The organism is Burkholderia sp. MSMB2157WGS (genome assembly GCF_001532755.1).
Classification (GTDB): domain Bacteria; phylum Pseudomonadota; class Gammaproteobacteria; order Burkholderiales; family Burkholderiaceae; genus Burkholderia.
Genome location: NZ_LPJG01000007.1, coordinates 1 through 14,826, shown reverse-complemented (window position 1 = coordinate 14,826; position 14,826 = coordinate 1). Strand labels below are relative to the sequence as shown.

Sequence of the window (14,826 nt, the reverse complement as noted above, 5' to 3'; positions counted from 1 at the left end):
TTCGGAATCAACGGTAAACGGCAAGACTCAGTCCGCCGCAAATGCAGACGAGAAGGCAGGCCCGGAACAGCGACGGGTGCCAGACGAGACGGTAGAGGCCCGTATAGGCGAGCAAGCGATCGACGGCCCAGGTCGCGATCGCGCCGAGCGCGAACATCAGCACCACCGTGGGCATGTAGGCATCGAGAATGGCGATTTCACGCGGCATCATGACGAGGCTCCGGGTTGAGGACGCACGGGGCGGTTGCGGTTGAGCGGCTCGAGCGGCGATTCCGGGTCGAGCAGCGCGGTCCGTACGAAATGCAGATGGCTCAGGATGCGCTGCAGCCGGTGGCGCTCGTCACGCGACGGCTCGAACGCATCGAGCGTTTGCCGGGTCGCGTCGATCGCCGCGTTGGTCGCGGCGAGCGTCGCATCGAAACGCGCGGCGCTCGGCTTCGAGAACAGCGCCGACAGCGCGGTGCGCATCGTCTCGATCGCGCGCCGCCACGGCATCGCGGGCGCATAGCGCGGCTCGGACGGCAGCGTCGCGAGCTCGTGACGCAGGTCGATCGTCGCGTTGCCGGCTTCGAGCACCGCGAACATCCAGCGCAGCGCGTCGCGCTGCACGTCGGGCTGGTCGGCCGACAGCGTGTGCGCCTGGTACATCAGGTCGCGCGCACCGCTCTCGAAGCGCGTGCGCAAGCCCGCGAGCCGCGCGTGGCCGGCCGCGACGGCCTGGTGGCGCAGGTCCGCGAACAGCCGCTTCTTGAGCCACGGCGCGGTGGGCGGGAACAGCACCGCGAACGCGATCGCCGACACCAGCATCGACAGCACGAGCGCGAGCGAATCGTTCATGAAACCGGTCGGATCGTAGTGCGTGATGTTGTCCGGGCCGGCGAGGAAGCTGAAGAAGATCAGGTAGCCCATTCCGTAGCCGGCGAGCTTCGGCTTCAGCGTCATGAAGATGCCGATCGCGAGCAGCGGCGCGAGCGCGACGCACAGCAGCGCAAAGCCGTCGATGTGCGGATAGATGCCGAACGTCAGCAGGAAGCCCGTGCAGACGGCGAGCGCCGTGCCCATGCCCATCTGCGCGGACATCGCGGTCGGGCGCGGCGTCGACGACGCGAGCGCGCAGGTGGCCGCCGCCGTCAGCGTCATCGTCACGCCGCTCGGCCACGCGGTCTCGATCCAGAACCAGCCGAGCACGAGAATCACGGTCGCGGTGCGAATCGCCGCGATCACCATCGCCGTCGCATTGGTGCGCGGCTCGTAGCGCTCGATCCAGCGTTCGCGCTCGTGCGTCGCGGTCGACAGCGACGCATAGGTGGCCGCGTACTCGTGCAGGTCGGTGATGAAGCGGTACAGCAGTTCGGCGGCCGTGTCGAAGTCGAGCAGAGGAAAGTCCGGCTGCGTTTCGAGCGCGGCGCGCGTCGCGCGGATGCGGCGCGGCAGCGCGTCGCGCCACGCGAGCAGTTGCGCGGCCGCGTGGCCCGCATCGGCCGACGTGCGCACCGGTTCGCCGGCGGGCGTCAGCAGCAGCGGTGCGATCTCGCGGAAGTACGGCTCGATCGCGTCGATCGCGGCCTGCGCGCCGGCCGCATGCAGCCGGTTCATCAACTGGTGCAGCGCATGGAACCGGCTCGACGCGCTCATGAACTCGCTGTTCAGCCGCGCGAGGCGGCCGCTGCGCATCCGCGTGTCCGGATCCTCGAACACGGCCATGCTGCGCGCGGCCTCGAACCCGACCACGTCTGCGACGAAGCGCGTATGGATGGTTTCGATATGCGCGCGGTCGAGTTGGCCCGACAGCGCCGCCGCGACGTAGTCGACGAAGCTGCCGAAGCGCTTGCGCACCGTCGTGCGCATCTGCTCGCCGGTGGTCTGCGGAAACACGAGCGCGCTGACCACGCCGGCCGACACGATCCCGACCATGATTTCAGCCACCCGCGTCATCGCGCTCATGAACGCGCCGTCCGGGTGCTGCGACGCAGGTAGCCCGATCAGCGCGGTCGTGTAGCCGGCCAGCAGGAAGCCGTAGCTGCGGAAGTTGCGGTTGCGCGCGGCGCCGGCCGTGCACAGTGCGACCCACAGCGCGACCGCCAGCAGGAACAGTTGCGGCTGCTGCGGGAACAGCCCGACGAAGGTGAGCGTCGCGATCAGCCCGAAGATCGTGCCGGCGACGCGGTAGAAGCTTTTTGCGAGCACCGCGCCGCTTTGCGGCTGCATCACGATGAACACCGTCGTCATCGCCGTTTTCGGCGCGGGCAGGTCGAGCCGCATCGACACGCCGGTCGCGATGAACGCGGCGAGCAGCGCCTTGAACAGATAGAGCCAGGCGGCGCCGTCGGTGCGGGCCCAGTCGCCGAACGCGGCGTACCAGGCCGCGAGCGGACCGCCGGCGGGCGTGGAAGCGGGAGAGGAGGCTGACATGGCGCGCGCTCCGCGTTACCGTGCGGCCGGCACGGCGGGCGTCCGGGGCGTCCCGGACGTGCCGGCGGCGGCGACTTCCGCGGGCCGGGCAACCGCCGCCGCGGGCGCCGTGCCCGACGGGTTGGCGCCGTCGGCGGGCCGGTCGTTCGCCGGAACGTCCTTGCCCGTCTCGATCCCGCCGCCGAGCGCGGCCATCAACTGCGCGTGCGCGGCGAGGCGTTCCGCGTCGATGCGGGCGGCCGTTTCCTGCGCGCGCAGCAGTTGCTGCTGCGCGACCAGCACGTTCACGTAATCGGTCAGCCCGCGGCGGAAGCCTTCGCGCGACAGTCGATAGCTGCGATCGTTGGCCGCCACCGACCGCGCGGCGTCCTTCTTCTGCGTATCGAGCGAGCGGATCCGCACGACCTGATCGGCGATGTCCTTGAGCGCGCCGACGATCGTCTGGTTGTAGCGCTCGACCGCCTGGTCGTAGCCGGCATTCGCGGCGCCGAGCTGCGCGCGCAGCCGGCCGCCTTCGAAGATCGGCAGCGACAGCGCGGGGCCGGCCGTCCAGCCGCCGTTCATCGCGCGCAGGAAGTCGGTGAACGGCGCGGTCACGCCGAAGCCGCCGACCGTCGCGAGCAGGTCGATGTTCGGGTAGAACGACGCTTTCGCGACGTCGATGCCGCGCGCCTGCGCGTCGACCGTCCAGCGCGCCGCGACGACGTCGGGGCGGCGGCCGAGCAGGTCGGTCGGCAGCGCCGACGGCAGGCTGGCCGGCGCGTCGAGCGCAAGCTGCGGCCGCTTGATGGCGTCGCCGGCGCCCGGGCCCTTGCCGGCGAGGGCGGCGAGCTGGTGGCGCGCGAGCTGGATCGCTTCTTCGTAGCTGTCGATCTGGCGCTCATAGTCGGGCAGCGTCGATTCCGCCTGGCTCACGTCGAGCTGCGTGCCGAGGCCGGCCTGCAGCCGCTTGCGTGCGAGATCGGCGAGCGCGCGCTGGCGTTCGAAGGTTTCGTGCGCGAGATCGAGCAGCGCGTAGTTCATCGACAGGCCGACATACGCGCGTACGACGTTGACCTCGAGTTCGAGCTTCGCCGCCCGTGCGTCGGCGGCGCTCGCGTGCGCGGTGTCGAGCGCGCGCTCGGTCGCGTTCTTGTCCTTGCCCCACAGATCGAGGTGGTACGACAGGCCGAGCGTGCCGGTGTTGTTCCAGGTGTCGGCGTTCGCGAGCGGGCCCGGGCCGTAGTACACGTTGTCCGGCCAGTGCTCGCGCATCAGCGACAGGTTGCCGTTGATCTGCGGCAGTTCGGCCGAACGCGCGACGCGCGCCATCGCCTGCGCTTCGCGCACGCGGGCCTCGGCGGCCGCGAGGGTCGGGTTGCCGGCCTGGGCGGCGGCGATCCACGCATCGAGCTGCGGATCGCGGTACGCGCGCCACCAGTCCGCGGCGGGCCAGCCCGCGTCGCGGTCGGCCGCGCGGATCGCCGCGCCGGCATCGAGCGCGTTCGCGTCGATACGGGTGGACTGGGTTGTGTTGTCGCCCATGCTCGCGCAACCGGCCATTATTAATGAGACTGCAAGAACCGCCAGTGCGAGCGTCCCTTTTGTCGCCGGAGACTGCACGATTTTCTCCCTTTCGGATATAGATGAGTCGGAAGCGATTATATTTTTCAGCGATTCCTGAATATACGGACAACGGTGCAAGTCATTTTTACGAATCTTGAGATAATATTTGTTGGGCCCTGTGCAACAATCCCTCCGGATTCACAGGGGTAACAGGATGGATACGCTACAAAACATGCGGGTATTCGTCCGCGTGGTCGACGCGGGCAGCTTTACCGCGGCCGCCCAGCAGATGAATTCGACCACCGCCTACGCGTCGCGCGCGGTCTCGGATCTCGAGGCACACCTGCGCACGCGTCTCCTGAACCGCACGACGCGCCGGATCGCGCTGACCGAAGCCGGCGAGCGCTATCTGCAACGCTGCGAACAGATCCTCGCGTACGTCGACCAGGCCGAAGCCGAGGCGGGCGACGCGCATGCGCGCCCGTCCGGCAAGCTGAAGGTCCATTGCTTCACGAGCCTCGGCCAGCACTATCTGGTGCCGGCCATCGCGCGCTACCGCGAGCGCTACCCGGACGTGCACGTCGAGCTGACGCTCGCGCAGCGCATGCCCGACCTGCTCGACGAGGGGTACGACGTCGCGATCGTCGTCGGCCGCGATCTGCCCGATTCGGGGCTCGTGTCGCAGCGGCTCGGCGAGAGCTATAGCGTCGTGTGTGCGTCGCCGGGCTACGTCGAGTCGCACGGCGTGCCGCAGCGGCCGGCCGATCTCGCGCAGCACGTGTGCCTCGGGATGGTCGCGCCGGGCTTTCACTTCGACGAATGGGCGCTGGCGGGGCCGAACGGCGACGAGGTCGTGTCGATCACGGCGCCGCCGTTCCGCGTGAACGTCGCCGAGGCGCTCGCGGTGGCCGTGCGGGAGGGGATGGGCGTCGGCGGGTTGCCGGTCTATTCGGCAATCGGCTGGCTGCGCAGCGGGCACATCGTGCGCGTGATGCCCGAGTACCGGTCGCACGTGATGAACATCTACGCGCTGTATCCGTCGCGCCAGTACCTCGACGCGAAAATCCGGACCTGGGTCGATTTCCTGCGCGAGGAATTGCCGCTCACGCTCGAAGCCGACGAAGCCGAGCTCGAACAGTACACGCGTGCGACATGACCGCGCAGTCGACCGCAATCTGACGAGATTTGTCCTTCACGCAACATTTTTTTACGAACGTGTGTCGGACAGTTTGATACTGTTGAAGTTAACGAGATACACCACACCGGAGTAGCGATGGATACGCACCTGATGATCGGCCTTGGCGTCCTGCTGGGCGCGGCTGCCGCCGCGGCGACCCGCGACCTGCTGCGTGCGATGAAGGCGAAGGCGCAGATGAAGCCCGTGCCGGTCCGCGTGCGCGACCCGCGCCGCCCCGGCCGCTGATCGAGCCTGTCGTCGCGCCCCAGGTCGGGAAGGCCGCGCCATGCGGCCGCCCGGCTGGCGCTCAGTCCAGTTCGACGACCTTGTCCCACGCGAACGCGGGGTTTTCCCATTCGCCGGTGCGCCGGTGAAGGTAGCCGCGCGGATTGCACACCACGCGCGTGCCGCCGTCCGCAGCGTAGTCGAATGACGTATGCGTGTGGCCGTGCAGCCACAGGTCCACCGGCGGCCGCACCAGTTCCGCCATGTCCGTGACGAACCCCGCCGACGCCAGATCTTCCGCATAGCGTTCCGCCAGCGAGCGGCGGTGCGGCGCATGATGGGTGACGACGATCGTCCTGCCCGCGAACGGCGCCGCCAGCTGCGCTTCCAGCCATGCACGGCCTTGCCGGTGCAGCGCGATCGCGTCGGCCGGCGCGAAATCCCGTTCCGGCGCCTCTGCCGTCGCATGCACCGCCGCGTCGTGCGGCCAGGTCACCTGGATCAATCCCTTGAAATCGAGCATCACGCGCAGGCCGGCGTCGGTCGCGCGCGCGACGCTGGCTTCGTCCCGGCCGAACAGCGAAAAATCGGTCCAGAGCGTCGTGCCCAGCACGCGGAAGCGTTGGGCGGGATCGACGTAGACGCCGTTGTTCAGGTAATGCACGTTGTCGAGCGCGTGCGCCGCGTCGCGCATCGCCGTCTCCAGCGCGCCGAATTCCCCGTCGTAGTACTCGTGGTTGCCCGGTACGTAGATCACCGGCACGGCCGGGTCGAACGTTTCGGCGGCCCAGCGCAGGCCCTCCGCGTGATTGTGGATGTCGCCGGCCAGCACGACGAGATCGGCGTCTGCATACGGGATCGCGTCGGGCAGGTTGCTTTCGAGATGCAGGTCGGACAGGACGCGGACTTTCACGGGATTCGCTCCGGAGCAGGCGGCTTCAGCGCAGGACCTTGCCGGGATTCATCAGGCCGCGCGGATCGAGCGCGGTCTTCAGCGTGCGCATCAGCGTCGTTTCGACCGGCGACTTGTAGCGCTGCGCGTCGTCGATCTTCAACTGGCCGATGCCGTGCTCCGCGCTGATCGTGCCGTGGTGGCGGTGCACGTTGTCGTAGACGATCCGGTTGATCGGCGCCTGGAACGCGGCGAGGAACGCCTTCGCATCGCCGCCTTCGGGCATCTGCACGTTGTAGTGCAGGTTGCCGTCGCCGAGGTGACCGAACGTCACCATGCGCGCGCCCGGCGCGGCCTGCTGGATCGCTGCGTCGGTCTCGTCGATGAAGCGGGCGATCGACGAGATCGGCACCGCGATGTCGTGCTTGATGTTGAGCCCTTCGTCGGCTTGCGCGAGCGGGATGTGCTCGCGCAGATCCCAGAACGCACGCGATTGCGCGAGGTTCTCCGCGACCACCGCGTCGACCACGAGCCCGGCCTCGAATGCTTCTTCCATCAGCTTCTCGAACAGCGCGCGCGCATGCGCTTCGCTTTCGTTGTCGGACAGCTCCAGCAGCACCGTTTGCGCATGGGTCTGCGCGAACGGGTAACGCAGTTGCGGATAGTGCTTGCCGACCAGCTGCATACAGAAATCCGACATCAGCTCGAAGCCGGTCAACAGCGGCCCGGCCGCCCGCTGCGCCAGCGCGAGGAAATCGAGCGCCGCATGCGGCGATTCGAGCGCGGCCAGCGCCGTGACCTGTGCCGCCGGCAGCGGATGCAGCTTCATCACCGCCGCCGTGATGATGCCGAGCGTGCCTTCGGCGCCGATGAACAGGTCGCGCAGGTCGTAGCCCGTGTTGTCCTTGCGCAGTCCGCGCAGCCCGTCCCAGATCTCGCCCTGCGGCGTCACGACCTCGAGCCCGAGGCACAGCTCGCGCGCATTGCCGTAGCGCAGCACCGCGGTGCCGCCCGCATTGGTCGACAGGTTGCCGCCGATCGTGCAGCTGCCTTCCGCCGCGAGGCTCAGCGCGAACAGCCGGCCGCCTTCGCGGGCGCGCGCCTGCACGTCGGCGAGGATCACGCCGGCTTCGACGGTGATCGTGTTGTTGTGCGGATCGAGTGCGCGCACGCGGTTCAGGCGCGCGACGCTCAGCACGGCCTGGCTGCCGCTCGCATCGGGCGTCGCGCCGCCGGCGAGGCCCGTATTGCCGCCTTGCGGCACGAGCGCGACGCCGTGCGCGTTGGCGAGCTTCACGAGCGCGGCGACTTCGGCCGTGTTCGCGGGTTTCAGCACCGCGCATGCCGCGCCCTTGTAGCGGCGGCGCCAGTCGGTCAGGAACGGTTCGGTATCGTGCGGATCGGTCAGCACGTGGTCGGCGCCGATCGCGTCGCGGCACGCGGAAACGAAAGCTTCGGAGGACATCATCACCTTGTCGCGTAAGGGTCAGGACGTGGTGCGCGGCTTTTTCGCCGCGCGCTTGAACGGCGCGACGTAAGCCAGCGCCGCCACGAAGAAGCCGACGGCCAGCGCGGTCTCGCACCAGCCGAGCGTCGCGGACAGCCCGCGATCGGACATGCCGCGCACGATGCCTTCTGCAAGATAGACGAGGATCAGCATGCTCGCCCACTGCATCGTATAGATGTTACGCCGCCAGACGCCGGGCAGCGCGAGCGCGAGCGGCACGGCCTTGAGCATCAGCGCGGAGCCGCCGGGGCGCAACGGCGCGAGCCACAGCTCCCACGCGAGCGACAGCGCGATCAGCGCGACGAGACACGCGGCGGCGGCCCGCGCATGGCGCGGCCGGGACGCGACGGCGGGGCGGGCGGGGGCGCTCATGCCGCCTCGGCGGCCCGGGCGCCGGCGAGGGCCGCGGCGGCGCGCGCGAGCCGTACGCCGAGCGCGGCCGCGAGCGCCTTCTCGTCCGCCGACAGCCCGCCGGACGCCGCGCGGTCGTGCTGCGCGACGTGCGACGCGCCGTACGGCGTGCCGCCCGTACGCGTCGTGCTGAGGGCGGATTCGGTGTACGGGATCCCGACGATCATCATCCCGTGATGCAGCAGCGGCAGCATCATCGACAACAGCGTCGATTCTTGGCCGCCGTGCAGGCTGCCCGTCGACGTGAACACGCTCGCAGGCTTGCCGGTCAGCGCGCCCGACAGCCATTGCGGCGTCGTGCCGTCGAGGAAATACTTGAGCGACGCGGCCATGTTGCCGAAGCGGGTCGGCGAGCCGAGCGCGAGGCCCGCGCATTCTTCGAGGTCGCGCAGTTCCGCGTACGGCGGGCCGTCGGCCGGGATGTCGGGGGCGGTGGCTTCGCAGACGGCCGACACGGGCGGCACGGTGCGGATGCGGGCCTGCATGCCCGGCACGCTGTCGATGCCGTTCGCGATCGCGAGCGCGAGATCGCGCGTGGCGCCGTGACGGCTGTAATAGAGGACGAGGATGTCTTTCATGGGCGACGGGGCCGCGTGCGGCCGCGCGCGTGCCCGGTGCAGTCGGCCCCTGCTGGAATCGAGCGGCTATTATAGGGGCTGAAGCCGTCGCGCAGCGCGGCGGCGCGCCGTGACGCGCGCAGCATCAAGAAGGAGAAGCCGTTTGCCGAAGTTGAGCGTCGATCTCGTCACCATCAAGCGCCTCGCGCAGTTCGCGGCCCGGCGCAGCGCCGAGGATCGCATCCCGCAAGTGGCGGGCAGCCTGACCTTCACGACGATGCTGTCGCTCGTGCCGCTGCTGACGGTCGCGTTCGCGTTGTTCACCGCGTTCCCGATGTTCGCGTCGTTCCAGATCTCGCTGCAGGGGTTTCTCGCGGATCACCTGATGCCCGCGCAGTTCAACATCCAGATCTTCAAGTACCTGAACCAGTTCGCGTCGAAGGCCAAGGGGCTGACGACGGCCGGCCTGATCGTGCTCGTCGTCACGTCGGTGATGACCATGATGACGATCGAATCGGCGTTCAACCTGATCTGGCGCGTGCGCAAGCCCAGGCCGTTCGCGCAGCGCGTGCTCGCGTACTGGGCGCTGATCACGCTCGGGCCGTTGCTGTTCGGCGTGAGCCTGTCGATCTCGTCGTACCTGTTCACGCAGTCGCTCGCGTTCACCGGCGCGGGGCCGTCCACGTCGATCGTCGAGTGGCTGCTCGCGCTTGCGTCGCTGCCGTTGACGGTGCTCGCGTTCACGCTGCTGTACGTGTACCTGCCGAACTGCGCGGTCGCATGGCGCGACGCGGTGATCGGCGGCCTGTTCGCGGCCATCGCGTTCGAACTCGCGAAGCGCGGCTTCGGCTACTACGTCCGGCGCATTCCGACCTATACGGCCGTCTATGGCGCGTTCGCGGCGCTGCCGGTGTTCCTGCTGTGGGTGTATTTGAGCTGGTTCATCGCGCTGCTCGGCGCGATGGTCGCGTCGGCGCTGCCCGCGATTCGTGTCGGCCAGTTCCACCGCATCCACTATCCGGGCAGCGACCTGCTCGACGCGCTCGAGCTGCTCGCGCGGCTTGCCGACGCGCGCGCGGCCGGCAAGCGCGGCCACACGGCGATCCGGCTCGCGACGATGCTGCGCTGCGACATGGAAACCGCGCAGCGGCTGCTGACGACGATGGAGGAGCGGGAATGGGTGGCGCGGCTCGACGGCGACGGCGAGGCCACGCCGCGCTACATCCTGCTCGCGAACCCGGAACAATTGACGCTCGCGCAGCTGTTCGACGTGCTGGTGATCGATCGCACGGAGCTGACCTACCAGCTCCAGCGGCGCCGCAGCCACGTCGACGGCGCAGCGCTGCTCGCGGTGCTGTCGAGCGACCGGTTCGACGTGACGCTCGCGTCGCTGATCGCCGCGCACCGGCTCGCGGGCGCGGAGCCGGCCGGCGGCGCCGGTGCGGCGCCGGGCGTGGCAGACCCGCACGCGCGGCCGCCGCGGCCTGCCTGACGGCGGGGCCCGGCGGTTACAGCGGGATCTTGCCGGTGCAGATGTCCTTGAACATCACCCAGTCGCCCATCAGGCTGTAGACGGGGTGCCGGAACGTGGCCGGGCGGTTCTTCTCGAAGAAGAAGTGTCCGACCCACGCGAACCCGTAGCCGCAGACGACCGCCGCCGGCAGCCACAGCCAGTAGCCGGTCGCGACCGCCATCGCGACGCAGCCGATCACGCCGAGCGAGCCGATGAAGTGCAGCCGCCGCGACGTCAGGTTCTGGTGCTCGTTCAGGTAATACGGGTAGAAGTCAGCGAAGCGGGCGAATTGCTCCGTATGCGTATGCGCCATGGCCGTCTCCTCGGGCCGCCGTTCATGAGGCCATTGTGCGGCCGGCGGCCCGGGTCCGCAAGCGGCGGCGGCCCGCCGCGCCGGCCCGTGCTTTCCTTTTGACAGGCTTTCCGATAGGATCGAAAGAGATTTTGCATTCAAGCATGAGGGGACTACGATGCGCGTCAGCGATATTCTGAAAGTGAAGGGCAACACGCTGTTTACCGTGACGCCCGATAAGCCGCTGCGCGAAGCGGTCGATACGATGGCCGAACACGACATCGGTTCGCTCGTCGTGATGGAGTACGGCGATCTCGTCGGGATGCTGACGTTTCGCGAGATCATCCTGCGCCTGCGCGAAAACGGCGGCGCGATCGGCGACGTGCAGGTGCGCAAGGTGATGGACGAGCCGCTCACGTGCACGCCGGAAACCGACGTCAACGAAGTGCGCCGGATGATGCTCGAGCGTCACGCACGCTACATGCCGGTGCTCGACAAGAAGGTGCTGATGGGCGTCATTTCGTTCTACGACGTCGCGAAGACGGTCGTCGAGGCGCAGAGCTTCGAGAACCGGATGCTGAAGGCGTACATCCGCGACTGGCCGGAATCGGAAGCCGAAGCGCACAAGCCGTGAATTCCGCCGCGCCCGGCACCTCGATGCATGGGCGCCGCCATCCGGCATGCGGCGGCGCAGGTTTGTCCTGCGCCGCCTTTTTTTCAACGACAACAACACGAGGCCCGCGCAGCTTCGCCCAGACGATGCGCGCGTATTCCGCATGAGCGATCACACGCAAGCCACTTCCGGGCGGCGCGACGAACGGCGCGCACACGCATCGCAGTTCGACCTGCTGCGCGAGCGTCGCTTCGCGCCGTTCTTCACGACCCAGTTCCTCGGCGCGCTGAACGACAACGTCTTCAAGATCGGCTTCACGTCGCTCGTCACGTATCACACCGCGCGGTTCTCCGGCGTCGATGCGAAAACGGCCGCGTTCCTGATTTCCGCGATCTTCATTTTGCCGTTCGTGCTGTTCTCGGCGACGTCCGGCCAGATCGCCGACAAATACGACAAGGCGACCCTCACGCGCTTCGTGAAGTCCTTCGAGATCGTGCTGATGGTGGTCGGCGCAGCCGGCTTCGTCACGCACAGCGCGACGCTGCTGTATCTGTGCACGTTCATGATGGGGATGCACTCGACGCTGTTCGGGCCCGTCAAGTATTCGTACCTGCCGCAGCATCTCGGCGAACACGAGCTGGTCGGCGGCAACGGCCTCGTCGAGATGGGCACGTTCATCGCGATCCTGATCGGCACGATCATCGGCGGCGCGGCGGCCGGCATCGAAGGCAGCGGCGAGCGCGTGCTCGCGGTGAGTGTCGTCGTCATCGCGCTGGCCGGGCGGCTCGTCGCGCAGCGCGTGCCGTCGACGCCCGCGCCGCAGCCCGACCTCGTGATCAACTGGAACCCGGTCAGCGAGACCTGGCGCAACCTCGGCCTCGCGCACCAGAACCGCACGGTGTTCCTGAGCCTGCTCGGCATCTCGTGGCTGTGGTTCGTCGGCGCGACGTTCCTCACGTCGTTCTTCAATTTCGCGAAGGACGTGCTGTCCGCGAGCCCCGACGTCGTCACGATCCTGCTCGCGACGTTCTCGGTCGGCATCGGCCTCGGTTCGCTGCTGTGCGAGCGGCTGTCGCAGCGGCGCGTCGAGATCGGCCTCGTGCCGCTCGGCTCGATCGGCATCAGCGTGTTCGCGATCGAGCTGTATTTCGCGAGCCACGCGCTGCCGTCGCCCGGCCATCTGCTGTCGGTCGGCGAATTCCTGGCCGGTGCGCGCCACTGGCGCATCCTGGCCGACCTGTTCCTGCTCGCGATGTTCGGCGGCTTCTACAGCGTGCCGCTGTACGCGCTGATCCAGAGCCGCAGCGCGCCGACCCACCGCGCGCGGATCATCGCCGCGAACAACATCCTGAACGCGCTGTTCATGATCCTGTCGGCCGTGATGGCGATGGGGTTGACCAAGGCCGGTGTCGACATTCCCGGGCTGTTCCTCGTCACCGCGCTGCTGAACGTGGTCGTCGCGACGTATATCTACCTGCTCGTGCCCGAGTTCCTGCTGCGCTTCGTCGCGTGGGTGCTCGTGCACACCTTCTACCGGATTCGCCTCGTGCACGCGGAGCGAATCCCGGCGGAAGGGGCCGCGGTACTCGTGTGCAACCACGTCAGCTACGTCGACGCGCTCGTGCTGGCCGCCGCGAGCCCGCGCCCGATTCGTTTCGTGATGGATCACCGGATCTTCAAGACGCGTTTCGCGAGCTGGGTATTCCGGCATGCGAAGGCGATCCCGATCGCGCCGCGTCACGAGGATCCCGCGATGCTCGCGCGCGCGTACGACCTGTGCGAGGCCGCGCTGAAGGACGGCGAGCTCGTGTGCATCTTCCCCGAGGGCAAGCTGACGAAGACGGGCGACATCAACACGTTCCACCACGGCATCACCGAGATCCTGAACCGCACGCCGGCGCCGGTGATCCCGATGGCATTGCGCGGGCTGTGGGGCAGCTATTTTTCGCGGCATACCGATGCGCGGATGCCGCGTCCCATCAAGCGCGGCGTGATGAGCCGGCTGACGCTGGCGGTCGGCGAGCCGGTCCCGGCGTCGGTGGCGACGCCCGAGGCGTTGCAGGCGGCGGTGACGGAGCTGCGCGGCGCGCGGAAGTAGGCGAGCGCTGGACCCGGCAACGCGCGGGAATTCGGCTGCGTCCGGGCTGGGGCGGGCGCCCGGATGCGCTTTCGTGGGCCGCGCATGCACGCATGCCTAGGCGCGGCCGGCGGTCAGGCGGCCCGCGGGTCCGGGACGGCTGGCATAATAGCGGTTTACCTCTTTTCTCGACCGGCAAACGATCGACCTGCCTGCGGCCCCGGCAGCGCATCGGTTTGCCCATTTCTCTTTGGGCGGTTCCATCATGTCCGGCAATACCCTCGGCACGCTTTTCACTGTCACGACCTTCGGCGAATCGCACGGTCCCGCGATCGGCTGCGTGATCGACGGCTGCCCGCCGGGGATGGGGCTGACCGAAGCCGACATCCAGGTCGAGCTCGATCGCCGCAAGCCGGGCACGTCGCGGCACGTGACGCAACGCCAGGAGGCCGACGAGGTCGAGATCCTGTCGGGCGTGTTCGAAGGCGTGACGACCGGTACGCCGATCGCGCTGCTGATCCGCAACACCGACCAGCGCAGCAAGGATTACGGCAACATCGTCGAGACGTTCCGTCCCGGCCACGCCGACTACACCTACTGGCAGAAATACGGCATCCGCGACTACCGCGGCGGCGGCCGCTCGTCCGCACGCCTGACCGCGCCGATCGTCGGCGCCGGCGCGGTCGCGAAGAAGTGGCTGCGCGAGCGCTTCGGGGTCGAGGTGCGCGGCTACATGAGCGGCCTCGGCGAAATCGACGTGCCGTTCGTCGACTGGTCGCACGTGCACGAGAACCCGTTCTTCTCGCCGAACGCGGCGGTCGTGCCGGAGCTCGAGGCGTACATGGACGCGCTGCGCAAGGACGGCGATTCGATCGGCGCGCGCATCGACGTCGTCGCGTCGGGCGTGCCGGTCGGCTGGGGCGAACCGGTGTTCGACCGGCTCGACGCCGATATCGCGAAGGCGATGATGAGCATCAACGCGGTGAAGGGCGTCGAGATCGGCGCGGGCTTCGACAGCGTCGCGCAGCGCGGCTCGGTGCACGGCGACGAACTGACGCCGGCCGGCTTCGTCGGCAACCATGCAGGCGGCGTGCTCGGCGGGATTTCGACGGGGCAGGACATTACCGTGTCGATCGCGATCAAGCCGACGTCGAGCATCCGCACGCCGCGCCGCTCGATCACGAAGAGCGGTGAAGAGGCGACGGTCGAAACCTTCGGTCGCCACGATCCGTGCGTCGGCATTCGTGCGACGCCGATCGCCGAATCGATGCTCGCGCTGGTGCTGATCGATCATGCGCTGCGTCACCGCGCGCAGTGCGGCGACGTCGAGACGCCGACGCCGAAGATCGCCGGCAGCGCGACCTGATACGAGCGGGCGGGGCGCAGCGCGCACCGTCTCGACCGTCGAACGACGAATGCAAGCGGGGCGCTGCGTGATGCAGCGCCCCGTTTCGTTTGCGGCGGTGTGCGGCGACCAGACGAAACGCGCCGCTCGTGGCGGCGCGTTCCGGCAGCTTACATGTTCGGGTAATTCGGCCCGCCGCCGCCTTCGGGCGTGACCCACACGATGTTCTGCGTCGGGTCCTTGATGTCGCAGGTCTTGCA

Annotated in this window: 15 protein-coding genes; 6 read left to right on the top strand and 9 right to left on the bottom strand. The window is 68.5% G+C overall.

From position 1 onward, the window contains the following. Window positions 1-7 precede the first annotated feature (7 nt). The 3 genes from WT53_RS03065 to WT53_RS03055 are packed head-to-tail and all read right to left on the bottom strand — an operon-like array spanning window position 8 to window position 4,014. Window positions 8-211, bottom strand: a complete 204-nt coding sequence (locus WT53_RS03065) for a DUF1656 domain-containing protein (protein WP_034207084.1) — start codon at window positions 209-211, stop codon at window positions 8-10. Beyond that, window positions 208-2,412, bottom strand: a complete 2,205-nt coding sequence (locus tag WT53_RS03060) for an FUSC family protein (RefSeq protein WP_034207085.1) — start codon at window positions 2,410-2,412, stop codon at window positions 208-210. The genes WT53_RS03065 and WT53_RS03060 overlap by 4 nt, the downstream gene beginning before the upstream one ends. A 15-nt stretch (window positions 2,413-2,427) precedes the next feature. Continuing rightward, window positions 2,428-4,014, bottom strand: a complete 1,587-nt coding sequence (locus WT53_RS03055) for an efflux transporter outer membrane subunit (RefSeq protein WP_034207086.1) — start codon at window positions 4,012-4,014, stop codon at window positions 2,428-2,430. 157 nt (window positions 4,015-4,171) lie between these two features. Between WT53_RS03055 and WT53_RS03050 the strand changes: the two genes are divergently transcribed. Together WT53_RS03050 and WT53_RS33755 are read left to right on the top strand one after the other, a co-directional pair. Beyond that, window positions 4,172-5,113, top strand: coding sequence for a LysR family transcriptional regulator (locus WT53_RS03050; RefSeq protein WP_034207087.1), 942 nt, complete (start codon window positions 4,172-4,174; stop codon window positions 5,111-5,113). A gap of 117 nt (window positions 5,114-5,230) precedes the next feature. Continuing rightward, window positions 5,231-5,380 carry a hypothetical protein gene (locus WT53_RS33755; RefSeq protein WP_179948984.1) on the top strand — a complete coding sequence of 50 codons (150 nt, stop codon included), beginning with the start codon at window positions 5,231-5,233 and terminating at the stop codon, window positions 5,378-5,380. 61 nt (window positions 5,381-5,441) lie between these two features. Here WT53_RS33755 and WT53_RS03045 read toward each other — a convergent pair whose 3' ends face one another. From WT53_RS03045 to wrbA, 4 genes are read right to left on the bottom strand one after another with little or no spacing between them, the layout of a single operon-like run. Next, window positions 5,442-6,272, bottom strand: coding sequence for a metallophosphoesterase (locus tag WT53_RS03045; protein WP_034207088.1), 831 nt, complete (start codon window positions 6,270-6,272; stop codon window positions 5,442-5,444). A gap of 25 nt (window positions 6,273-6,297) precedes the next feature. After that, window positions 6,298-7,719, bottom strand: a complete 1,422-nt coding sequence (locus tag WT53_RS03040) for an FAD-binding oxidoreductase (RefSeq protein WP_034200667.1) — start codon at window positions 7,717-7,719, stop codon at window positions 6,298-6,300. A gap of 18 nt (window positions 7,720-7,737) precedes the next feature. Continuing rightward, entirely contained in the window at window positions 7,738-8,130 is a 393-nt protein-coding gene (locus WT53_RS03035; RefSeq protein WP_034207089.1) for a DUF2069 domain-containing protein, read from the bottom strand. Next, the gene (gene wrbA, locus WT53_RS03030) at window positions 8,127-8,747 is read right to left on the bottom strand and encodes an NAD(P)H:quinone oxidoreductase (protein WP_034207090.1); all 621 of its coding nucleotides are present in this window, start codon (window positions 8,745-8,747) and stop codon (window positions 8,127-8,129) included. Before wrbA ends, WT53_RS03035 begins: the two co-directional genes overlap by 4 nt. A gap of 142 nt (window positions 8,748-8,889) precedes the next feature. Between wrbA and WT53_RS03025 the strand changes: the two genes are divergently transcribed. Continuing rightward, window positions 8,890-10,218, top strand: a complete 1,329-nt coding sequence (locus WT53_RS03025; RefSeq protein WP_034207091.1) for a YihY family inner membrane protein — start codon at window positions 8,890-8,892, stop codon at window positions 10,216-10,218. Window positions 10,219-10,234: 16 nt separating this feature from the next. Here WT53_RS03025 and WT53_RS03020 read toward each other — a convergent pair whose 3' ends face one another. After that, a complete protein-coding gene (locus tag WT53_RS03020; protein WP_034207092.1) occupies window positions 10,235-10,552 on the bottom strand; it encodes an Mpo1-like protein in 318 nt (105 codons plus the stop codon). Window positions 10,553-10,709: 157 nt separating this feature from the next. Here WT53_RS03020 and WT53_RS03015 point away from each other — a divergent pair, with 157 nt between their 5' ends. The 3 genes from WT53_RS03015 to aroC all read left to right on the top strand — a co-directional run bounded on the left by WT53_RS03015 (window position 10,710) and on the right by aroC (window position 14,587). Continuing rightward, entirely contained in the window at window positions 10,710-11,165 is a 456-nt protein-coding gene (locus WT53_RS03015; RefSeq protein WP_034207093.1) for a CBS domain-containing protein, read from the top strand. Window positions 11,166-11,307: 142 nt separating this feature from the next. Next, window positions 11,308-13,242, top strand: coding sequence for an MFS transporter (locus tag WT53_RS03010; protein ID WP_034207094.1), 1,935 nt, complete (start codon window positions 11,308-11,310; stop codon window positions 13,240-13,242). Between the two features lie 244 nt (window positions 13,243-13,486). After that, window positions 13,487-14,587 carry a chorismate synthase gene (gene aroC / locus WT53_RS03005; protein WP_034207095.1) on the top strand — a complete coding sequence of 367 codons (1,101 nt, stop codon included), beginning with the start codon at window positions 13,487-13,489 and terminating at the stop codon, window positions 14,585-14,587. 149 nt (window positions 14,588-14,736) lie between these two features. On the opposite strand, the gene WT53_RS31775 is transcribed toward aroC, so the two are convergent. After that, on the bottom strand, window positions 14,737-14,826 hold a 90-nt coding region (locus WT53_RS31775; protein ID WP_143031905.1), incomplete at its 5' end, for a 4Fe-4S dicluster domain-containing protein.

Coding starts and splice junctions, on each gene's coding strand:
- WT53_RS03065 (WP_034207084.1), bottom strand. CDS start 211: ATGATGCCGCGTGAAATCGCCATTCTCGATGCCTACATGCCCACGGTG.
- WT53_RS03060 (WP_034207085.1), bottom strand. CDS start 2,412: ATGTCAGCCTCCTCTCCCGCTTCCACGCCCGCCGGCGGTCCGCTCGCG.
- WT53_RS03050 (WP_034207087.1), top strand. CDS start 4,172: ATGGATACGCTACAAAACATGCGGGTATTCGTCCGCGTGGTCGACGCG.
- WT53_RS33755 (WP_179948984.1), top strand. CDS start 5,231: ATGGATACGCACCTGATGATCGGCCTTGGCGTCCTGCTGGGCGCGGCT.
- WT53_RS03040 (WP_034200667.1), bottom strand. CDS start 7,719: ATGATGTCCTCCGAAGCTTTCGTTTCCGCGTGCCGCGACGCGATCGGC.
- WT53_RS03035 (WP_034207089.1), bottom strand. CDS start 8,130: ATGAGCGCCCCCGCCCGCCCCGCCGTCGCGTCCCGGCCGCGCCATGCG.
- wrbA (WP_034207090.1), bottom strand. CDS start 8,747: ATGAAAGACATCCTCGTCCTCTATTACAGCCGTCACGGCGCCACGCGC.
- WT53_RS03020 (WP_034207092.1), bottom strand. CDS start 10,552: ATGGCGCATACGCATACGGAGCAATTCGCCCGCTTCGCTGACTTCTAC.
- WT53_RS03015 (WP_034207093.1), top strand. CDS start 10,710: ATGCGCGTCAGCGATATTCTGAAAGTGAAGGGCAACACGCTGTTTACC.
- WT53_RS03010 (WP_034207094.1), top strand. CDS start 11,308: ATGAGCGATCACACGCAAGCCACTTCCGGGCGGCGCGACGAACGGCGC.
- aroC (WP_034207095.1), top strand. CDS start 13,487: ATGTCCGGCAATACCCTCGGCACGCTTTTCACTGTCACGACCTTCGGC.